20 protein-coding genes are annotated in these 17,379 nt (G+C 61.6%); 5 read left to right on the top strand and 15 right to left on the bottom strand.

The window, feature by feature from the left end:
- Positions 1–63: 63 nt before the first annotated feature.
- From AACR93_RS10730 to AACR93_RS10715, 4 genes are read right to left on the bottom strand one after another with little or no spacing between them, the layout of a single operon-like run.
- Positions 64–525, bottom strand: coding sequence for a hypothetical protein (locus AACR93_RS10730; protein ID WP_041209567.1), 462 nt, complete (start codon positions 523–525; stop codon positions 64–66).
- Positions 526–566: 41 nt separating this feature from the next.
- Positions 567–1,916 (bottom strand): sensor histidine kinase, encoded by a 1,350-nt coding sequence (locus AACR93_RS10725; RefSeq protein WP_042031866.1) that lies wholly within the window; start codon positions 1,914–1,916, stop codon positions 567–569.
- On the bottom strand, positions 1,913–2,569 hold the full coding sequence (locus AACR93_RS10720; RefSeq protein ID WP_005339826.1) for a response regulator transcription factor: 657 nt from the start codon (positions 2,567–2,569) through the stop codon (positions 1,913–1,915). The genes AACR93_RS10725 and AACR93_RS10720 overlap by 4 nt, the downstream gene beginning before the upstream one ends.
- A 21-nt stretch (positions 2,570–2,590) precedes the next feature.
- Positions 2,591–2,929, bottom strand: coding sequence for a PepSY domain-containing protein (locus AACR93_RS10715; protein WP_033114843.1), 339 nt, complete (start codon positions 2,927–2,929; stop codon positions 2,591–2,593).
- A gap of 63 nt (positions 2,930–2,992) precedes the next feature.
- On the opposite strand from AACR93_RS10715, the gene AACR93_RS10710 reads away from it, so the two are divergent.
- On the top strand, positions 2,993–3,241 hold the full coding sequence (locus AACR93_RS10710; protein ID WP_041209565.1) for a PepSY domain-containing protein: 249 nt from the start codon (positions 2,993–2,995) through the stop codon (positions 3,239–3,241).
- Here AACR93_RS10710 and AACR93_RS10705 read toward each other — a convergent pair.
- Together AACR93_RS10705 and msrP are read right to left on the bottom strand one after the other, a co-directional pair.
- Positions 3,238–3,864 carry a protein-methionine-sulfoxide reductase heme-binding subunit MsrQ gene (locus AACR93_RS10705; RefSeq protein ID WP_043850757.1) on the bottom strand — a complete coding sequence of 209 codons (627 nt, stop codon included), beginning with the start codon at positions 3,862–3,864 and terminating at the stop codon, positions 3,238–3,240. The two genes, AACR93_RS10710 and AACR93_RS10705, sit on opposite strands and share 4 nt — an antisense overlap.
- Positions 3,855–4,859, bottom strand: coding sequence for a protein-methionine-sulfoxide reductase catalytic subunit MsrP (gene msrP / locus AACR93_RS10700; RefSeq protein ID WP_043850756.1), 1,005 nt, complete (start codon positions 4,857–4,859; stop codon positions 3,855–3,857). The genes AACR93_RS10705 and msrP overlap by 10 nt, the downstream gene beginning before the upstream one ends.
- Before the next feature lie 369 nt (positions 4,860–5,228).
- On the opposite strand from msrP, the gene AACR93_RS10695 reads away from it, so the two are divergent.
- Positions 5,229–5,711 (top strand): DUF1097 domain-containing protein, encoded by a 483-nt coding sequence (locus AACR93_RS10695; protein ID WP_043850755.1) that lies wholly within the window; start codon positions 5,229–5,231, stop codon positions 5,709–5,711.
- A gap of 51 nt (positions 5,712–5,762) precedes the next feature.
- Here the strand turns inward: AACR93_RS10695 and AACR93_RS10690 are convergent, their stop codons facing one another.
- The 4 genes from AACR93_RS10690 to cydH all read right to left on the bottom strand — a co-directional run bounded on the left by AACR93_RS10690 (position 5,763) and on the right by cydH (position 9,160).
- Entirely contained in the window at positions 5,763–7,043 is a 1,281-nt protein-coding gene (locus tag AACR93_RS10690) for a sigma 54-interacting transcriptional regulator (RefSeq protein WP_043850754.1), read from the bottom strand.
- Positions 7,040–7,567, bottom strand: coding sequence for a hypothetical protein (locus AACR93_RS10685; protein ID WP_370689172.1), 528 nt, complete (start codon positions 7,565–7,567; stop codon positions 7,040–7,042). The genes AACR93_RS10690 and AACR93_RS10685 overlap by 4 nt, the downstream gene beginning before the upstream one ends.
- Positions 7,564–8,964, bottom strand: a complete 1,401-nt coding sequence (locus AACR93_RS10680) for a sensor histidine kinase (protein WP_043850752.1) — start codon at positions 8,962–8,964, stop codon at positions 7,564–7,566. The genes AACR93_RS10685 and AACR93_RS10680 overlap by 4 nt, the downstream gene beginning before the upstream one ends.
- Before the next feature lie 103 nt (positions 8,965–9,067).
- A complete protein-coding gene (cydH, locus tag AACR93_RS10675; protein WP_005341891.1) occupies positions 9,068–9,160 on the bottom strand; it encodes a cytochrome bd-I oxidase subunit CydH in 93 nt (30 codons plus the stop codon).
- 124 nt (positions 9,161–9,284) lie between these two features.
- On the opposite strand from cydH, the gene AACR93_RS10670 reads away from it, so the two are divergent.
- On the top strand, positions 9,285–9,845 hold the full coding sequence (locus AACR93_RS10670) for a 2-amino-4-hydroxy-6-hydroxymethyldihydropteridine diphosphokinase (RefSeq protein ID WP_043850751.1): 561 nt from the start codon (positions 9,285–9,287) through the stop codon (positions 9,843–9,845).
- On the opposite strand, the gene AACR93_RS10665 is transcribed toward AACR93_RS10670, so the two are convergent.
- Complete coding sequence (locus AACR93_RS10665; RefSeq protein WP_043850750.1) at positions 9,771–10,475, bottom strand: SDR family oxidoreductase; 705 nt, start codon at positions 10,473–10,475, stop codon at positions 9,771–9,773. The genes AACR93_RS10670 and AACR93_RS10665 overlap by 75 nt on opposite strands.
- Positions 10,476–10,566: 91 nt before the next feature.
- Positions 10,567–11,103 (bottom strand): DUF2301 domain-containing membrane protein, encoded by a 537-nt coding sequence (locus tag AACR93_RS10660; RefSeq protein ID WP_043850749.1) that lies wholly within the window; start codon positions 11,101–11,103, stop codon positions 10,567–10,569.
- An 85-nt stretch (positions 11,104–11,188) separates the two neighbouring features.
- Here AACR93_RS10660 and AACR93_RS10655 point away from each other — a divergent pair, with 85 nt between their 5' ends.
- Entirely contained in the window at positions 11,189–11,956 is a 768-nt protein-coding gene (locus AACR93_RS10655) for a substrate-binding periplasmic protein (RefSeq protein WP_043850748.1), read from the top strand.
- An 8-nt stretch (positions 11,957–11,964) separates the two neighbouring features.
- Here the strand turns inward: AACR93_RS10655 and asnC are convergent, their stop codons facing one another.
- Positions 11,965–12,426 (bottom strand): transcriptional regulator AsnC, encoded by a 462-nt coding sequence (asnC, locus tag AACR93_RS10650; RefSeq protein WP_005339783.1) that lies wholly within the window; start codon positions 12,424–12,426, stop codon positions 11,965–11,967.
- A 154-nt stretch (positions 12,427–12,580) separates the two neighbouring features.
- On the opposite strand from asnC, the gene asnA reads away from it, so the two are divergent.
- A complete protein-coding gene (gene asnA, locus AACR93_RS10645; RefSeq protein ID WP_043850747.1) occupies positions 12,581–13,573 on the top strand; it encodes an aspartate--ammonia ligase in 993 nt (330 codons plus the stop codon).
- A gap of 209 nt (positions 13,574–13,782) precedes the next feature.
- Here asnA and AACR93_RS10640 read toward each other — a convergent pair whose 3' ends face one another.
- A complete protein-coding gene (locus tag AACR93_RS10640) occupies positions 13,783–14,607 on the bottom strand; it encodes an MBL fold metallo-hydrolase (RefSeq protein ID WP_043850746.1) in 825 nt (274 codons plus the stop codon).
- A gap of 60 nt (positions 14,608–14,667) precedes the next feature.
- Positions 14,668–17,241, bottom strand: coding sequence for an ATP-dependent chaperone ClpB (gene clpB / locus AACR93_RS10635; RefSeq protein ID WP_043850745.1), 2,574 nt, complete (start codon positions 17,239–17,241; stop codon positions 14,668–14,670).
- Positions 17,242–17,379: the final 138 nt, after the last annotated feature.

The raw sequence follows: 17,379 nt of genomic DNA, 5'->3' as shown, positions 1-17,379 counted from the left end.
CCAATAAAAACGGCGCCCGAAGGCGCCGATTTTTTATCGCTGCGATGACAGGAGAGAGGGAAATCAGAACTCGCCCTCTTCCATGTACTCCTGCGCGCACTCCACCAGTTGCGGCCAGAGCTCTTCCGGCACCCAGGCATCCGGGTCATCTTCGTCGCCATCGTACTGGCTCCAGAAGTAGCGGCGAAGGCCAGAGGCAAAGTCGTCGCTGATCTCGGCCAGCTCCGAGAGCGGCCCCAGCCAGGCGATGCGACGCAGGCCGGAGGCGAGATCGTTGATTGCATCCATCAGGGTGCGATCGTCGAAGCTCTGCTCCACCAGCAGGGTGAAGCGGTCGCGCGCCTGCTCGGTCTGCTCCTCTTCCAGCTCGCCCACGTCGGCCAGCAGATCGACATAATCCTCCAGCAGGTAGGCAATCAGGCCATCCCGATCTTCAAACCACTGGATCTGGGCACCCTTGATCCCCAGAACCGAAGCATCGAATGAGTCGTCGAGGTGACACAGTGCCCATGGATCATCAGTCATGGTTCTCTTCCTCAGGCTAAAACAGGTGCCATATCTTATGCCTAGCTCTCCACTCTTGCCACCTTGGGCAGCGAGAGAGAGGCCGCCAGCCCGCCCAGCTCGGCGCGCCCCATGATGAAGCTGCCGCGGTAGGCTTCCGCCAGATCGGAGACGATGTTGAGGCCAAGGCCCGAGCCCGGCACCTTCTCGTCGAGCCGCACCCCGCGCAGCACCGCCTTGGCGATCTGATCCTCGCTCATGCCGGGGCCGTCATCCTCGATGCGCAAGGTGATCCACCCCCCCAGCTCGGCGCTGGAGATGCGCAGCTCGCTGGCGGACCACTTGAAGGCGTTCTCCAGCAGGTTGCCCACCATCTCGTCGAAGTCCTGCTCCTCCACCCCGACCGCCAGTTCGGCCGGTACCTGCAAGTCCACCGTCTTGCCCGGATAGAGGCGGGAGAAGGCGCGGCAGATGTACTCCACCCGCGCCCGCACCGGGGTCGAGACCCCGAGGATCTTGGCGGCACCGGTCACCCGCGCCTTGCCGAGGTGGTAGTCAATGTGGCGCTGGATCTGGTCGAGCTGCTCGCCGATGGCGGCCTGATCCTCGGGCGAGAGCTGGGCCACCTGATTGCGCATGATGCTGAGCGGCGTCTTGAGGGCGTGAGCCAGATTGCCGGTGTGGGAGCGCGCCCGCTGCAACAGCTCACCGTAGTGGTGCAGCAGCCGGTTGATATCCTCCACCAGCGGCTGGATCTCCAGCGGATAGCGCAGCCGGAACCCCTCCTGATGGCCCTGATGGACTCGCCCCAGCTCCCGCCGCAACAGGTTTAAGGGGCGCAGGCCGTAGACAATCTGGAACATGAAGCCCAGCACCAGACCGGTCGCGGCAAAGCCGAGGCCGAGGAACAGACTGATACGGGTCTTGTTGAGGGTCTGGGTCAGGGCGCTGCTGTCTTTCGCCATCACCAGGGTAAACAACCGATCCGAGCCCGGCAGCAGCACGGCCCGGGTCATGATCAGCAGCGGCTCCTTGTTGGGCCCCTTGCCAAAGAAGAGGTCGGGGTCGCCAAAGGCAGACTTGAGGCCGCGGCTCTCCAGATGGGTATCCCACAGGGAGCGGGAGCGCCCCACCACCTTGTGATCCAGCTCCAGCTGCCAGTAGTAGCCGGAGTAAGGCTGGCTGAAACGGGGATCTGACATCGGCTCGGTCACTACCGGCAAGCCGGTCTTCGCCACTTCCAGCCGGGAGAGCAGATCATAGAGCTGCAACCGCAGGCCGTCGGCTTCCGCCTCCTGCCAGTAGTTGCGCATCATGGTCTGCAGACTGAAGCCGGTAGCGAACAGAAACAGCCCGCACCACACCAGCGCGATGGCGAGCAGTCGCCCCCGCAGGGTTCTCACCAGCCTCATTCGTTGATCCGGTACCCGAGGCCGCGCACTGTCTCAATCAGATCGGGGTTGGTCTTCTTGCGGATCCGGCCGATGAACACCTCGACGGTGTTGGAGTCGCGGTCAAAATCCTGAGCGTAGATGTGGTCGATCAGCTCGCTGCGCGACACCACCTTGCCCCGGTGCTGCATCAGGTAACCCAGCACCCGGAACTCGTGAGCGGTCAGCTTGATGGGGGTCCCTTCGTACCACACCTGCGATGCCGCCATGTCGAGACGCACCCCGCCAATCTCCAGAATGGAGCTGGCGTTGCCCGCCGCCCGGCGCACCAGCGCATGGACGCGCGCCACCAGCTCGGCCACCTGGAACGGCTTGGTGAGGTAGTCGTCGGCACCGGCGTTGAGCCCCTCGATCTTCTCGTGCAGCTGGCCACGGGCGGTCAGCACCAGCACCGGAGTATCGATCCCCTTGCTGCGCCACTCCTTCAGCACGCTCAGGCCATCGCGACCCGGCAGACCGAGATCGAGAATGATGGCGTCGTAGGGCTCGGTCTCGCCGAGAAAACCGGCCTCGTTGCCATCGTGGCAAAGATCGGTGACAAAGCCGGAGAGGCGCAGCTGTTCAGCCAGCTGGCCGGCCAGAATTTTTTCGTCTTCAACAATCAGAATTCGCATGAACAGGCTTCCACAAAGAGGTTACTCATCATCCTCGACCGGGGGCTTGGGTGGCTCGAACAGCCGCTCCAGATGGTGGCCCTTGGCCCACACCATCTCCAGGTTGTCGGCCCGATAGGCCACCTTGAGCACGCTGTTCTCCCGATCGATCACGCGCAGTTCATAGAGCCAGATACCATCCTCTTCCCCCAGATCGACCCGCAACACCCGCACCGGTAATCTGGATGCCACCTCCATCATTTCGTGGAAGGGCCGAACCCGTCCCTCATGGACAGCTTGCTGCAACAGGGCTTCGTCAGGCGTCAGCGCCTGCGCCAGCACTGGCAACAACAACCCGATCAGAGGGAGCGCTCTATTCATGGATGATTCATCTCCAAAAACCTAACATAATGGCGTTTATAGTCTGCCAGCCATGAATCCGGAATGAATATGATCCCGCGCAGTTTCCTGCTGATCCTCTGCCTGCTGAGCGCCTCAAGCTGGGCTGCCCAGAGCCGCCTCGACATGGCCGGGCTGGTCAAACTGTTGCTGGCGCAAGGGTACCACGACATTCGCGAAGTGGAGCTGGAAGGGGACAAATTCGAGGTCAAAACCCTCGACCGCCAGAATGAAAAGGTACATCTCATCGTCGATGCCTACACTGGCGAGATCAAAAAACAAGAGGCCGACTAGGCCTCTTTTGCTTTCCAGCGCAGCCGCCACGGGCGCAGCAGCTTCTCCCGCCGTGGCCAGAGCAGGGCGCAGGCCAGCAGCAGGTAGATGAGCGGCTCCAGCCAGCCACTCTTGAGCGACCACCAGTAGTGCACCGGCACCAGCAGGGCTACCGCATAAACCCAGTTGTGCAGCTTCTGCCACGCCGCCCCCAGCCGCCGCTGCAACGCCGGCAGCGAGGTGATGCCCAGCGCCAGCAACAGCAGCAGCGCCACCATTCCCACCACGATATAGCGGCGCTTGACCAGCTCGCCGCCAATCAGCCCCCAGTCAAACTGCAGATCCAACCCCAGCCACACCATGAAGTGGAGCAGCGCCCAGACCATGCACCAGAGCCCGAGGGGGCGGCGCAGCTTGATGAGCTGCCCCTGCCGCCAGCGTTTGGCCAGCGGCGAGACCAGCAGGGTAAGCAGCAGCAGGTTGAGCGCCCCCTTGCCGAGGTAGTGGATTAGTTCGGGCACCGGATCCCCCCCCAGCAGACCGGCCGGCAGGGCGTAGCCCAACCAAAGCAGAAAGCCGAGGGAGCCGAGATGCACCAGCGCCCGCAAGCCGCTGATATGTGAGGATTTCAGTTTCAGTACCATTGGCGCAGATCCATCCCCTGATAGAGCGAGGCAACCTCGTCACCATAGCCGTTGAACATCAGGGTCGGCTGGCGCTTGGCACCGAACAGCCCGCCCTCGCCGATGAATCGCTCGCTGGCCTGACTCCAGCGCGGGTGATCCACCTGCGGGTTGACGTTGGCGTAGAAGCCATACTCGTTGGGGGCGAGCAGGTTCCAGGTGGTGGGCGGCATCTCCTCCACCAAGCGGATGGAGACGATGCTCTTGATGCTCTTGAAGCCGTACTTCCACGGCACCACCAGCCGGATTGGCGCGCCGTTCTGGGCGGGCAGGGTCTTGCCGTAGAGTCCCATGGCGAGGAAGGAGAGCGGGTGCATCGCCTCGTCGATGCGCAGCCCCTCGACGTAGGGATAGTCAATGCCGCCGCCCAGCGAGGCAGAGGCCTGACCGGGCAGCTGTTTCGGATCAAACAGGGTCTCGAAGGCAACAAACTTGGCGCGGCTGGTCGGTTCGGCACGGCGGATGATCTCGGCCAGCGAGATGCCATTCCAGGGCAGCACCATCGACCAGGCTTCGACGCAGCGCAGCCGGTAGATCCGCTCCTCCAGCTCGGTTTTGTTGATGAGATCCCACACATCCAGAGTGAAGGGTTTGGCGACTTCCCCCTCCACCTTCAACGTCCAGGGTTCGGGTTTGAGGTAATGGGCGTTGCGGGCCGGATCCGTCTTGTCGGTACCGAGCTCATAGAAGTTGTTGTAACTGGTGGCCTTCTCTTCCGGTGTCAGCACCAGATCGGCTGGCCGCGGGGCCTGCTTGCTGTTGAGCGGTTTGGTAACTAGCTGGGGCGCATCCTCTTTACCGCGCAGCAGATCGAGTACTCCCGCCTGAGTGGGGAAAGCGAGGGTGGCCGCACCCAGACCCAGCCCCTTGAGAATGAGGCGGCGATCCTGATAAACGGCTTCCGGGGTAACATCCTGTTCGGTGAGATGATGGGGGGCACGACGTTTGATCAACATGAAAAACTCCCGGGGCAGTTAGAGGCGACAGAGATAAGACCCGCCCCGGCAGATTTTTATTTCACACCGGATTACATCAGGTGGTACAGGGGCAGCGCCTTGGCCATGGTTCCGACCAGAAACAGCACTACGAATACCAGCAGGGGAACGATCACATTTGGCACCATCAGACTCACTCCATGAGCAGGACAGGGCCTCTAACTATGGTCGAGGGTTTGGCCGGTCACCAATGAATTTTTTTCGCGAGCGCAAGCGTATTCCTGAGTTGAAAAAGGTGATGGAGATCACACACAATTCCGCCCCCGCTTGCCGCCCCGATTGCCGGGGGTAGGCTGCCCGTTTTCGTGAAGCCAACTGAAGAGTCACGCCATGAGCCCACTGATCGCCATCGCTATCACCACAGGTATTCTCTCCGCCGTATGGGGCTGGCTGGCCGTCGCGCTAGGCCTGCTCTCCTGGGTCGGCTTCCTCGGTTGCACCAGCTATTTCGCCTCCAGCGGCGGCTACAAGGCGCTGCTGCAGACCATCTTCTGCAACGCCAGCGGCATGCTGTGGGCGCTGCTGCTGATCCATGGCGGTGACCTGTGGGGTGCCGGCGTGGCGGGTTATGTGATGACGGGTGTGGTGGCGACCCTGATGTGCGTGCAGGCCAAGCTGCAGTGGCTCGGCTATATTCCCGGCACCTTTGCCGGCTGCTGCGCCACCTTCGGGGCGGCGGGCGAGTGGCGGCTGGTGCTGCCCTCGCTGGTGATTGGAGCCCTGTTCGGTTATCTGATGAAGGCGAGTGGCCTCTGGCTCTCCCAAAAGACCCTGAAGCCCCGCAACTCGGATGGCGTCACCGACCCCGCCTGAGCGATATCCACTGCGAAGCGGCCCTCCCATTCAGGGCCGTTTCGCACAGCGTTACCCTTTCGATTTGAAGTTTGCCGCCTCAATGCCGTGCCGGTTCAATAGTTTGTAGAAATCGGTACGATTCCTCCCCGCCATGTTGGCTGCCAGAGTCACGTTGCCCTCGGTGGTGCGCAGCAGCCGGATCAGATACTCCTTCTCGAACTCGGCCCGTGCCTCGTTGAACGAGGGGATGCCACCGCCACCACCGCTCAGGGCCGACTCCACCATGGATACCCCAATCACCGGGCTGCAGCAGAGGCTGGCCAGCTGCTCCACCACGTTGCAGAGCTGGCGCACGTTGCCGGGCCAGGCCGCCGCTGCCAGCATCGCCAGCGCCTCGGGTGAAAAACCCATGGCGGCGCAGTCGCTGTTGCGACTGCGGTAGTCATCGAGGGCCTGACGGGCCAGCAGGGGGATATCCTCGCTGCGGGCACTGAGAGATGGCAAGGTGATATTGGCGACGTTGAGACGGTAGAAGAGATCTTCCCGAAAGCGCCCCTCCTCCATCGCCCTGACCAGATCCTGATGGCTGGAGCTGAGCACCCGCACCTCCGGGGTGCCCTGACCATACTCCTCCATCACCTGCAGCAGTTTGGCCTGCAGCGACTCCGACAGGCTGCCGATCTCGTCGAGAAACAGGGTCGCCCCCTTGGCCTGCTCGAACAGACCGGAGTGCCCATCCTCCCCGAACAGCTGCAGATCGAGGGCCGCCCAGGGAATGGCGGCACAGTTGATGGTGTGCAGCGGCCGATCACGTCGCTGGCTCGCCTGATAGAGCGCCTGCGCCATCGCCCCCTTGCCGGAACCGGACGGCCCCATGATCAGCACGGGCACCTCCATGGTGGCGATGCTGTGCGCCTGGATCAGCAGCTGCTCCAGCTGGGGATTGCGGGTCAGGATCAGCGACTGCCACTCCAGCTGCTGCTTCGGGCGGGTCAGGCTGAGGGCCTGCTCTATGGTGGCCAGCAGCTCATCCTTGTCGATGGGCTTGGTCAGAAAGCTGAACACCCCGGAACGGGTCGCCTGAATGGCATCGGGGATGGTGCCGTGGGCGGTCATGATGATGACCGGCAAGCCGAGCCACTGGGCCTGGATCCGCTCGAACAGCGCCAGCCCATCCATGCCACCCATGCGCAAGTCACTCAGCACCAGATCGGCGCGCTGCTGCCGCAAACGGTCGAGCGCCCCCTCCGCACTGTCGGCGGTATCCACTTCATAACCCTGACTGCGCAAGCGCATGCTCATCAGTTTGAGCAGGCTGACGTCGTCATCCACCAACAGGATCCGGCTCATGGTACTACCTCGCGATGTTCATTCAGCTTGCGCTGGTTGAGCTGCTCGTCGATGGCCGAGAGCTGCTCGATCTGGCGGCGCAACTTCTGGATCTCCTGACTCTGGTCATCGCGCCGGCTATCGCGGGCCAGCAGCTCCTCGCCAAGGGCGATCCAGCTGCGCAAAAACGCCTGAGCGTCGAGCCCCAGCTCCGGCAGCATCTTCTTCAGGCGCGCCAGACCGGCGCGGCGAGTGGCGACTGCCTCGGCGGGGTGAGAATCAACCATCGCCAGACTGACCCGGCTCTCGAGGTCGTCAGCCCCCTTGAGACGCTGCCGCTCCTGCACCCGCTGCTGGGGATGGCTGGCCAGCAACCAGTCGGAGTATTGCAGGCGCACCTGCATCTCCTTGTTGGCAAACTCCATTCGCTTGGCAAAAGCGATATCGGAGGACTCCTGCCGTGCCTGCGGCGGCAGCCAGGAGCAACCCGCGAGCAGCCCGGCTAGCAGGGCTGGAAATACGCGCTGTATTTTCATAGACCTCATTTCAACGTCAACCTGAAGCAGACATCTGCCTGTTCATCCTTCACCAGAACCAACTCCCCTCCCAGGCTGGAGGCAGACTCGCGAGCGATGGAAAGCCCCATGCCAGAGCCTTTCAGGACACCTTGCCGCACTGTGCTGCCCTGCTCGAAGGGTTCAAAAATGCGCTGCCGGTCTGCCTCGGGGATCTCGGGCCCCTCATTGGCAACCTCCAACCAGCTCGCCTGCTCCTCTGCTCCGGCGCGGATCCAGATATTGCCACCCTGGGCACCATAACTGACGGCGTTGGAGAAGAGGTTATCGAGGATCAACCTCAACCGGTAGGGCTCAGCCCACAAGGTAACCGGTTCGGTCGGCAAGTGTACACGGATCTGCTTGGACTCCAATGCCAGCCGATACTCGGCAGAAAGTTCTGCCAACATGGGCAACAGGGGAACCGGCTCCAGCTCGAACGTCTCCTGCTGGGTGAGGCGGTTGAAATCGAGCAGCCGCTCGATAAGGGTCTGCAAGCGGCGACTGTTCTCATCCAGCATCTGGCAGATCTCCAGCTGATCCGGTGTCAAAGGCCCGACCAGCTGCTCACAGAGCAGATCCGAACCCTCGCGCAGCACCGCCAGCGGGGTCTTCAGCTCATGGGAAACATGGCGCAGGAACTGGTATTTTTGCAGCTCCAGCTCCTTGAGTTTGTCGTGCAGCCAGAGGATCCGCTCCCCCAGCAACACCAGTTCGGCGGGGCCATCCACCGGCTGTGGATCTGGCTCGACCCCCGCGCCCAGACTCAAGATACGCGACTCAATTTGTCGTACCGGATGGGTGATCAGGTAGGTGAAGATAAAGACCAGCAGCAGGCTGATCACCGCCACCACAGCGCTGACCCACCAGAGCTCTTTGGTCAGGGCATCGATGGCCAGACGTACCCGATCCATCTGCTCGTCAACCCGGCTGCGGGTGCCCGCCTCGAGCTGCTGACTCAAGCGATTGAACTGGTCGAGGATGTCACCCGCCACCGCCTTTTTGGCCTGCCCCCCCTCCTGCAACGAGCCAAATTGCGCGAGCAACTCATCAAGGCCGCCATAGAGCTGGGGGTCGGAGAGGGAGTTGCGATGCTCTGCCAGCAGGCGGTGATACCCCTCAAGCTGCAGCCGGTAGCTGGCCAGACTGCGGCTATCCCCCAGCACAGCAAAGCGGCGCAGGGTGCGCTCGATATCGATGGACTGGGCGGTAAGCAGGGTGGCGCGGCGGGTGTCCTTGACCGCCCGTTCCATCTCGTCGCTGGTGAGCTGGCTCAGGTGGGTCAGGGCATTGGTGTTGTGCCAGATCATGCCACCGAGCGGCATTAGCACCAGCACAAACCCTATCAATACCACCTGCAGCAGGGAGCGTGGGCGAACCTTGGTCATCGTCTCTTCTCTTGCGTTCTCACCGGTGCGCCAGCATAGCCCTCAGCGCCCAAAAAACAAAACCGGCCAACAGGCCGGTTCGGATTATCTGGATTGTGGTGACTCACGCCAAAGCGACAGAAGCCAGACAGATGGTCAGGATCATCGCCAGCGCGCCCGAGGCGGTCAACAGCGCCCATTTCAGCTCAACACTCATGCAAACCTCCTTTCTGCCAATCAGTGCCGGATCACAATAGATAAGACAATGTTACGCCATAGTTAATCCAATAACCGTGAGCTGCGTATACATTTCAGATGAGCCCCAACCAAGGATGGTGAACATGTTCTATCTGTGTAGCATTGGTTCCAATCTAGACCCAAATAGTCATGTCACCAAGGTGCTGGAGGAGCTGGCCAGCCGTTTTGGCCGTCTGCAGACCAGCTCGGTGATCAGCACCAAGCCGGTGGGGATGCACTCCAGCCATGACTTTCTCAACTGTCTGCTGATCCTGGAGAGCGAGCTGGATGCCTCCGCCCTGAAACAGACCTTTGTGGCCATGGAAGTGGGTCATGGCCGCGACCGCAGCGATCCCCTCTGCAAGGTGCACGACCGCCCGCTGGACATCGACATTCTCGCCAGCAACCCGCACGGCGACTTTGCTGCGGAGCAGGTCGACTCCTACCTCATCGAGCTGCTGGCCGAACTCTACGGACGCGGCGAGGTGCACGATCCCAAGGTTGCGCTGCAGCTGCATCTGCCCGCCGGCTCGGGTAAAACCGTACATATCCAGTCGATAGGTCTGGAGCCCGCAACGGTTTGCATGCCATCAGAGCACGGCCAGAGCGCGCCCCCCATCCACCTTGATGCTGGCCCCGGTCATATAGCTGTTCGCCATCAGTAACTGCACCGCCTGCCAGATAGGCTCCAGCCCTCCCTCCCGCGCCAGCGGCGTTTTCGCCAACACCTGCTGGCGCCACGCCTCGTCATGCTCGTCGAGAAACAGGATGGGGCCCGGCTCTATGGTGTTGACCCGGATTGCCGGGGCCAGTTCGCGGGCAAAGCTCATGGCCAGCGAATGGGCTCCCGCCTTTGTGGCCACATAGCTGGCAAAGCGCGGGGCCGGGGCGTGGATGTAGATATCGGTGATGTGGATGATGCTGGCGTTGGCGTTGCTCGCCAGTTGCGGCGCCAGCGCCCGGTTGAGCTGGAAGGGGGCCGCCATGTGCACCCGGTAGAACTGATCAAACTGGGTAAGCTGCGCCGCGGGCTCGGCCGCCTGTGGCTCGAACGCCGAGGCGTTGTGGATCACCAGCGCCAGATCCTGATGGGATGCCAGCACGTCGATCAACTTACCCACCTGCTCTTCACTCGCCAGATCGGCCTGCACCAACTCGACACCCAGAGCCCGCAGCCGCGCCAGCTCGGGTCGCTCGCTGCGATAGCTGCCGGTCACCTGCCAGCCCGCAGCCACCAGCTGCTCGCACAGATAAAACCCTAGCCGACGGCCACAACCGGTTACCAATGCACGCATAAGACATCCCTCTCCTTTTATCCTCATCCATGAGTTGCACCGTTAACGCAGTATCAGCCGGGTCGCACCGACGCCACTTCCGGTAACAGAGCTAGACCTGGTAGCGCCCCTTGTCACCAATATCAAAATGGAGGGGCATCCGCCACTTGGCCAGCGCCAGCAGGGTAAGCAGAGCCCCGCTCACCAGGGCAACCAGTGCCGCGGCCCATGCCACTTGCAACCACTCCAGCAACCACAACAGCGGCAGCAGCAATGGCACCAGCTTGATCCCGGGGATCGCAAAACAGAACTGCTCCTTGAAGGCCAGCCCGGATAGGGTGACCAGGGTGGCCCCCAGCACCAGTGCATCCGGTGCTCCGATGGACAGCAAGGCCAGTGCGGCCCATCCAGAACCCTGAAGTATCAGCCGAATCCGCTTGTCGTAGATGTGCAGCGAAAAGGCGCAGATAGCGCTTGCCAGCGCCAGCAACATCAACCATTGTGCCGGTGGCAACAGGTCACCATGACTCAGCAAGGCCGCACCGCGACAGAGTAGCAACAGCGCCGCACCGCTCAAGCCAAGGCGATACAGGAGGACGGTCAATTTGTCTATCCCGTCCAGCGGGCTCTCGATTTCAGGGTTTGCCATACACTGTCGCCTCTACCAATCAGGAGCCACCCAATATACGGGGAGCAGGCTCCAAAGTTCTTCATTCGGGTTCAGGAGGGGTAGTTTGCGTGTAACCCATCTGCTTTGGCTACTACTGTTCCCGCTCAGCCTATGCGCCAGAGAGCTGGTAGTCTGCGGCACCATGGAGCACCCGCTCAAATTTCTCGATGCCAATCAGCAGCCCCGTGGCCTCGATATCGACATCATCACCGCCATCTTCGGCAAGCTGGGGATCCCTGTCCGAATCGAACTAATCGACTCCGGCGCCCGCCTCACCCGCAATGCCGAAACCGGTCTCTGCGATATGGTTCTGACCCACTCCTACAATGCAGCACGCGCGCGCTATCTCATCTACCCCCAGCAGGCCCACGTTCGCCACAGCTGGCACTTCTTTGTACGCAAGGCAGACCTGCTGAAGATCCGTTACGAGACGCTGGCCGACCTCAAACCCTGGCGCATCGGCGTTACCAGGGATTTCTCCTATACCCCCGAGCTCACCGCAGCCATGGCCGATCCGGCCTACCACTTCCAGCAAATTCCGATGAATCGGCTGCAACTGCGCAAGTTGCTGGCCGGGCGGATCGATACCGTGCCCATGCCGCTGGTCACCGCCTTTGCCCAGATCAGGGACGAGGGTCTGGAGGGCAAGCTCGACTACCTGCCCAAACCGCTCAAAAGCAGCCCCTACTTCAACACTTGGACTCGCGCCAAAGCGGACAAGAGTACCCCGGCCCAGATGGCCGCCTACGATGCCGAACTGCTGCGCATGAAACGGGATGGCCGGCTCAAGGCGCTCTACGACAAGTACGGCATTCCCTATATCGAACCCTGATCAGCCGGTCAGGGCTTCACGTCCCGCAGGATCGGATTCTGCAGCGAGATCAGGGTTTCAGTGGACTGGATCTCGTCGATGGTCTGGATCTTGTTGATCAGCACTATCTGCAGCTCATCGATGGAGCGGGTCATCACCTTCATGAAGATGCTGTAGTGGCCGGTGGTGTAGTAAGCCTCCACCACCTCGTCCAGCGCCTGCAGCTTGGCCAGTGCCGAGGGATAGTCCTTGGCGCTCTTCAGATTGATCCCGATAAAGCAGCAGACGTCATAGCCCAGCTTCTTGGGGTTCACCTGCACCCGCGTCCCCTCGATGATCCCCGCCTGCTTCATCTTCTCCACCCGCACATGGATGGTGCCCGGGCTGACCGCCAGCTGCTTGGCCAGTTCGGCATAAGGAATACGCGCATTCTCCATCAGGGCGGTGAGGATGGCCTGATCGAGATTATCGATCCGGTAATTTTCCGGCATTTTTTTGCCCTCCAATTAACGATACATCATTAAAATCACCATTATTTTGAAGAAAAAAACACACTAAGCCTATTTATATTATCGAATATTGAATTTAGTTGGCAATCCGTTGAAGAATCACCACATCCAACGGGGTTTGAAACAGGAATTCAGCATGAAACAGCACTACATTCGCAGCCAACAGCAGATCAGCTTCGTCAAAGAGATGTTCTCCCGCCAACTCGCCCAGCAGCTGGGTCTGATGGAGGTACAAGCCCCCATTCTGAGCCGGGTCGGTGATGGCACTCAGGACAACCTCTCTGGCCACGAGAATGCAGTGCAGGTCAAGGTGAAGACCCTGCCGGAGCACAGCTACGAAGTGGTGCACTCACTGGCCAAATGGAAGCGCCAGACTCTCGGTCGCTTCGGCTTCGGCCCGGGCGAAGGGATCTACACCCACATGAAGGCGCTGCGTCCGGATGAAGACAAGCTCACCCCCATCCACTCCGTCTACGTGGATCAGTGGGACTGGGAGAAGGTGATGCCGAGCGAGCGCCGCGATCTGGCCTATCTGCAGGAAACCGTGCGCGGCATCTGGGCCGCCATCAAGGCCACCGAGCGCGCGGTCTGTGCCGAGCACGAGCTGACCCCCTTCCTGCCGGCCGAGATCCAGTTCCTGCACAGCGAAGAGCTGCTGACCCGCTACCCGGATCTCGATGCCAAGGGGCGCGAGCGGGCCATTGCCAAGGAGCTGGGTGCCGTATTCCTGATCGGCATCGGCGGTGCCCTCTCCCACGGCGAACGCCACGATGTGCGCGCCCCGGACTATGACGACTGGAGCAGCCACAGCGAACTGGGTCTGGCAGGTCTGAACGGCGACATTCTGGTGTGGAACCCGGTACTGCAGGACAGTTTCGAGATCTCCTCCATGGGGATCCGGGTCGATGCCGAGGCGCTGCGTCGCCAGCTGGCAATCACCGGCGATGAAGATCGCCTGCAGTACGACTGGCATCAGGATCTGCTGGCCGCACGGATGCCGCAGACCATCGGCGGTGGCATCGGTCAATCCCGTCTGGCCATGCTGCTGCTGCAAAAAGAGCATATCGGTCAGGTGCAGGTCGGCGTCTGGCCAGCCGAGATGAAAGCTGCCGTGCAAGGCATGCTGTAACGAATGAAGGCCATGCCGGCGTCATCGCGCGGGCGTGGCAACAGGCAGGTGGCCGTCGGGGTTGAGCGAGCGCATCCCCGGCAGGCTGTAAGAAGCGAGGCCAGCAGTGGCCGCGCTTCGCAATCGGGGGCTTGCCCCTGCGACCCGCTCAACCCACGTCAGGTCGCTTCACTACATTCCTCCCGGCAATCTTCGGATTGCCGTTTTTTTTACGCCGAAAACAGGTGCTCAAAACCGGCCCCGATATGACGCTGGCGGGGCAACCCCACCTTTCTGCTGCCGGTGCAGTGGCAGGCAAACAACTGCTCCACCGCCTCTTCCTGCAGATAAGCACCGAGTGCTACCGCCCGCTCTGGGCCGGAAAACTTCAGGTGCAGGCCGCCGATGACGGCGTGGATCCGCTCGTCGCCACACACCTCCTTGGCCCGTTCGATGATGTTTTCGACCCCAGCATGACCGCAGCCGATAAAGACGATGAGTCCCTGCTCACTCTTGTAGGCCAGCGCCGAGTCGTCGCTGATCAGATCTTTCTCTACCCGTCCGCCCCGCACGATGTAACCGAGCAAGGATGGTGCAGCCAGGTCACGCCGCATGATGCTACCGAGAAACACCAGACGATCCGAAAGCCACACCGGCTCGGCCGAGCAATGGGGGAGCAAACCTCTGGCCGGCAGCGACTCCCGAGCCAACGCCCCCGACAGGCGATAGAGGTTACGCCGCCAGAAAGGAAGCGACAGGAAATAGCCCCGCTCGCAGAACACGTCCGGACAGGCGATGAGCGGGATGGGTTTTGGATAGACGGGTAGCGAGCCGATCCCACCCACATGGTCGTAATGACCGTGAGAGAGCACCACATGGGTGAGCGAAGCAAGATCGATCCCCATCATGGCGGCGTTGTGGCGCAGCGCCCGGCCACGGCCGCTGTCGAACAGCACCCTGAGGCCGTCACACTCCAGCAGCAGCGCCAACCCTCGCTCGGGCAGACACTCCGGCAGATGAACCTCGTCATCCACCAAGACGGAAAACTTCAGCATTTCAGTCCCTCAGAAAACAAAACGCAGGCATCAAGCCTGCGTTTTTTATCGACGGTCCCGTTACTGGGTCATGGTGAGGCCGTTGCTGTCGGCCCCCAGCAGCAGTTTCTTGCCGGGGACGATGCGGCCGGAGAGCAGCGCCTGCGCCAGCGGGTTCTCCACCTTCTGCTGGATTGCCCGCTTGAGGGGTCGTGCCCCGTAGACGGGGTCGAACCCGGCGTGAACCAGCTTGTTGAGCAGCGCTTCGCTCACCTCCACCTCGTAACCCTGAGCCTCGAGACGGCCCATCAGGCTCTTGAGCTGGATCCGGGCGATGGACTTGATGTGCTCCTCGCCGAGTGGATGGAACACCACGGTCTCGTCGATCCGGTTGATAAACTCCGGCCGGAAACTGCGGGTCAGCACATCCATCAGCATGGCCTTCATCTCGTCGTAATCCTTCTCGGAGTGGTGCTCCTGAATCAGATCCGAACCGAGGTTGGAGGTCATAATGACCACGGTGTTGCGGAAATCGACGGTACGACCCTGACCATCGGTCAGGCGGCCATCATCCAGCACCTGCAGCAGGATGTTGAACACATCTGGGTGCGCCTTCTCCACCTCGTCCAGCAGGATCACCGAGTAGGGACGACGGCGTACCGCCTCGGTCAGATAACCGCCCTCTTCATAACCCACGTATCCGGGAGGAGCCCCCACCAGACGGGCCACGCTGTGTTTCTCCATGAACTCGGACATATCGATCCGCACCATGGCATCCTGGGTATCGAACAGGAACTCGGCCAGCGCCTTGCACAGCTCGGTCTTGCCCACCCCGGTGGGCCCCAGGAACAGGAAGGAGCCGATGGGACGATTCGGATCGGAAAGACCGGCACGGGAGCGACGAATAGCGTTGGAGACCGCATCGACCGCCTCTTCCTGGCCAATCACCCGGCTGTGCAACTGCTCTTCCATCCGCAGCAGCTTGTCGCGCTCCCCTTCCAGCATGCGGGCGACCGGAATCCCGGTCCAGCGCGCCAAGACATCAGCGATCTCCACATCTGTAACCCGGTTGCGCAGCAGACTGGTCTCCTGCATCTCGGCTTGCGTGGCGAGATCCAGCTGTTTCTCCAGCTCCGGAATGCGGCCGTACTGCAGCTCGGACATCCGGCCCAGGTCGCCTGCGCGGCGCGCCACGTCGAGATCCTGACGGGCCTGCTCCAGCGCTGCCTTGATGTGCTGGGTGCCGGCAAGGGCGGCCTTCTCGGCCTTCCACACCTCGTCCAGCTCATTGTATTCACGATCTTTTTCGCCAATCTCCTGATTGATCAGCTCCAGCCGTTTGCGGCTGGCGTCATCGTCCTCTTTCATCAGCGCCTGCTGCTCCAGCTTGAGCTGGATGATGCGCCGCTCGAGGCGATCGAGCGCCTCGGGCTTGGAGTCGATCTGCAGCCGGATGCTGGCCGCCGCCTCGTCGATGAGATCGATGGCCTTGTCCGGCAGCTGGCGATCTGCAATGTAACGGTGCGACAGCTGGGCCGCCGCCACGATGGCGGGGTCGGTGATCTGCACATGGTGGTGCAGCTCGTAACGCTCCTTCAGGCCGCGCAGGATGGCGATGGTATCCTCCACGCTCGGCTCTTCTACCAGCACCTTCTGGAAACGGCGCTCCAGCGCAGCATCCTTCTCGATGAACTGGCGATACTCATCCAAAGTAGTGGCACCGACGCAGTGCAGCTCGCCCCGTGCCAGCGCAGGCTTGAGCATATTGCCCGCATCCATGGCCCCCTCGCCCTTGCCGGCCCCGACCATGGTGTGCAGCTCGTCGATAAAGAGGATGACGTTGCCCTCCTCCTTGGCGAGATCGTTCAGCACGGCTTTGAGCCGCTCCTCGAACTCGCCGCGATACTTGGCACCGGCCACCAGCGCCCCCATGTCCAGCGACAGCACCCGCTTGTTCTTGAGCCCTTCCGGCACCTCGCCGTTGATGATGCGCTGGGCCAGCCCTTCGACGATGGCAGTCTTGCCGACGCCGGGGGCACCGATCAGCACGGGGTTGTTCTTGGTACGGCGTTGCAGCACCTGGATGGTGCGGCGGATCTCGTCATCCCGGCCGATCACCGGGTCGAGCTTGCCGAGTTCGGCCCGCTCGGTCAGATCGATGGTGTACTTCTCCAGCGCCTGACGGTTCTCCTCGGCGTTGGCATCCTCCACCTTCTTGCCGCCACGCACCTTGTCGATGGCCGCTTCGAGTTTCTCTTTGGTCAGCCCCTGAGCGCGCAGCAGCTCGCCCAGCGTGCCCTTCTCGTCGAGGGCCGCCAGCACGAACAGTTCGGATGAGATGAACTGATCCTTGCGCTGCTGGGCCAGCTTGTCGCAGACGTTAAGCAGGCGGCCGAGGCCGTTGGAAAGCTGTACATCCCCTTCCACACCGCTGACGCGCGGCAGGCGATCCAGCTCCTCGCCAAGGCGGGAGCGCAGGGCATTGATATCCATCCCGGTCAGAGTGAGCAACGGACGGATGGAGCCGCCATCCTGATTGACCAGTGCGGTCATCAGATGAACGGGTTCGATGAATTGATGGTCACGACCCAGCGCAAGAGACTGGGCATCGGAAATAGCAATCTGGAATTTGCTGGTAAGGCGATCGAGGCGCATTGCACTCCCCCTTCAAACAGGCAGACGCCGCTTGCGCGGCAAACAACATAACTTTCTGAGATGAAAGATGAGGCCCGTACGGGCTATTTCAAGGGGCGGTGCTGGTTATTTTTTCTGCAAGACGGGGCGAGAGCGGGA

It is taken from the genome of Aeromonas sp. L_1B5_3 (assembly GCF_963866575.1).
GTDB classification, from domain to species: Bacteria; Pseudomonadota; Gammaproteobacteria; order Enterobacterales; family Aeromonadaceae; genus Aeromonas; species Aeromonas jandaei.
Note: the sequence above shows the minus strand (reverse complement) of the source record. Positions and strands in the feature narration are given on the sequence as shown.

Coding starts and splice junctions, on each gene's coding strand:
- AACR93_RS10685 (WP_370689172.1), bottom strand. CDS start 7,567: ATGAGGTCTATGAAAATACAGCGCGTATTTCCAGCCCTGCTAGCCGGG.
- AACR93_RS10705 (WP_043850757.1), bottom strand. CDS start 3,864: ATGGTACTGAAACTGAAATCCTCACATATCAGCGGCTTGCGGGCGCTG.
- AACR93_RS10695 (WP_043850755.1), top strand. CDS start 5,229: ATGAGCCCACTGATCGCCATCGCTATCACCACAGGTATTCTCTCCGCC.
- asnC (WP_005339783.1), bottom strand. CDS start 12,426: ATGCCGGAAAATTACCGGATCGATAATCTCGATCAGGCCATCCTCACC.
- cydH (WP_005341891.1), bottom strand. CDS start 9,160: ATGAGTGTTGAGCTGAAATGGGCGCTGTTGACCGCCTCGGGCGCGCTG.
- AACR93_RS10660 (WP_043850749.1), bottom strand. CDS start 11,103: ATGGCAAACCCTGAAATCGAGAGCCCGCTGGACGGGATAGACAAATTG.
- msrP (WP_043850756.1), bottom strand. CDS start 4,859: ATGTTGATCAAACGTCGTGCCCCCCATCATCTCACCGAACAGGATGTT.
- AACR93_RS10665 (WP_043850750.1), bottom strand. CDS start 10,475: ATGCGTGCATTGGTAACCGGTTGTGGCCGTCGGCTAGGGTTTTATCTG.
- AACR93_RS10725 (WP_042031866.1), bottom strand. CDS start 1,916: ATGAGGCTGGTGAGAACCCTGCGGGGGCGACTGCTCGCCATCGCGCTG.
- asnA (WP_043850747.1), top strand. CDS start 12,581: ATGAAACAGCACTACATTCGCAGCCAACAGCAGATCAGCTTCGTCAAA.
- AACR93_RS10670 (WP_043850751.1), top strand. CDS start 9,285: ATGTTCTATCTGTGTAGCATTGGTTCCAATCTAGACCCAAATAGTCAT.
- AACR93_RS10690 (WP_043850754.1), bottom strand. CDS start 7,043: ATGAGCCGGATCCTGTTGGTGGATGACGACGTCAGCCTGCTCAAACTG.
- AACR93_RS10720 (WP_005339826.1), bottom strand. CDS start 2,569: ATGCGAATTCTGATTGTTGAAGACGAAAAAATTCTGGCCGGCCAGCTG.
- AACR93_RS10730 (WP_041209567.1), bottom strand. CDS start 525: ATGACTGATGATCCATGGGCACTGTGTCACCTCGACGACTCATTCGAT.
- AACR93_RS10715 (WP_033114843.1), bottom strand. CDS start 2,929: ATGAATAGAGCGCTCCCTCTGATCGGGTTGTTGTTGCCAGTGCTGGCG.
- clpB (WP_043850745.1), bottom strand. CDS start 17,241: ATGCGCCTCGATCGCCTTACCAGCAAATTCCAGATTGCTATTTCCGAT.
- AACR93_RS10710 (WP_041209565.1), top strand. CDS start 2,993: ATGAATATGATCCCGCGCAGTTTCCTGCTGATCCTCTGCCTGCTGAGC.
- AACR93_RS10640 (WP_043850746.1), bottom strand. CDS start 14,607: ATGCTGAAGTTTTCCGTCTTGGTGGATGACGAGGTTCATCTGCCGGAG.
- AACR93_RS10680 (WP_043850752.1), bottom strand. CDS start 8,964: ATGACCAAGGTTCGCCCACGCTCCCTGCTGCAGGTGGTATTGATAGGG.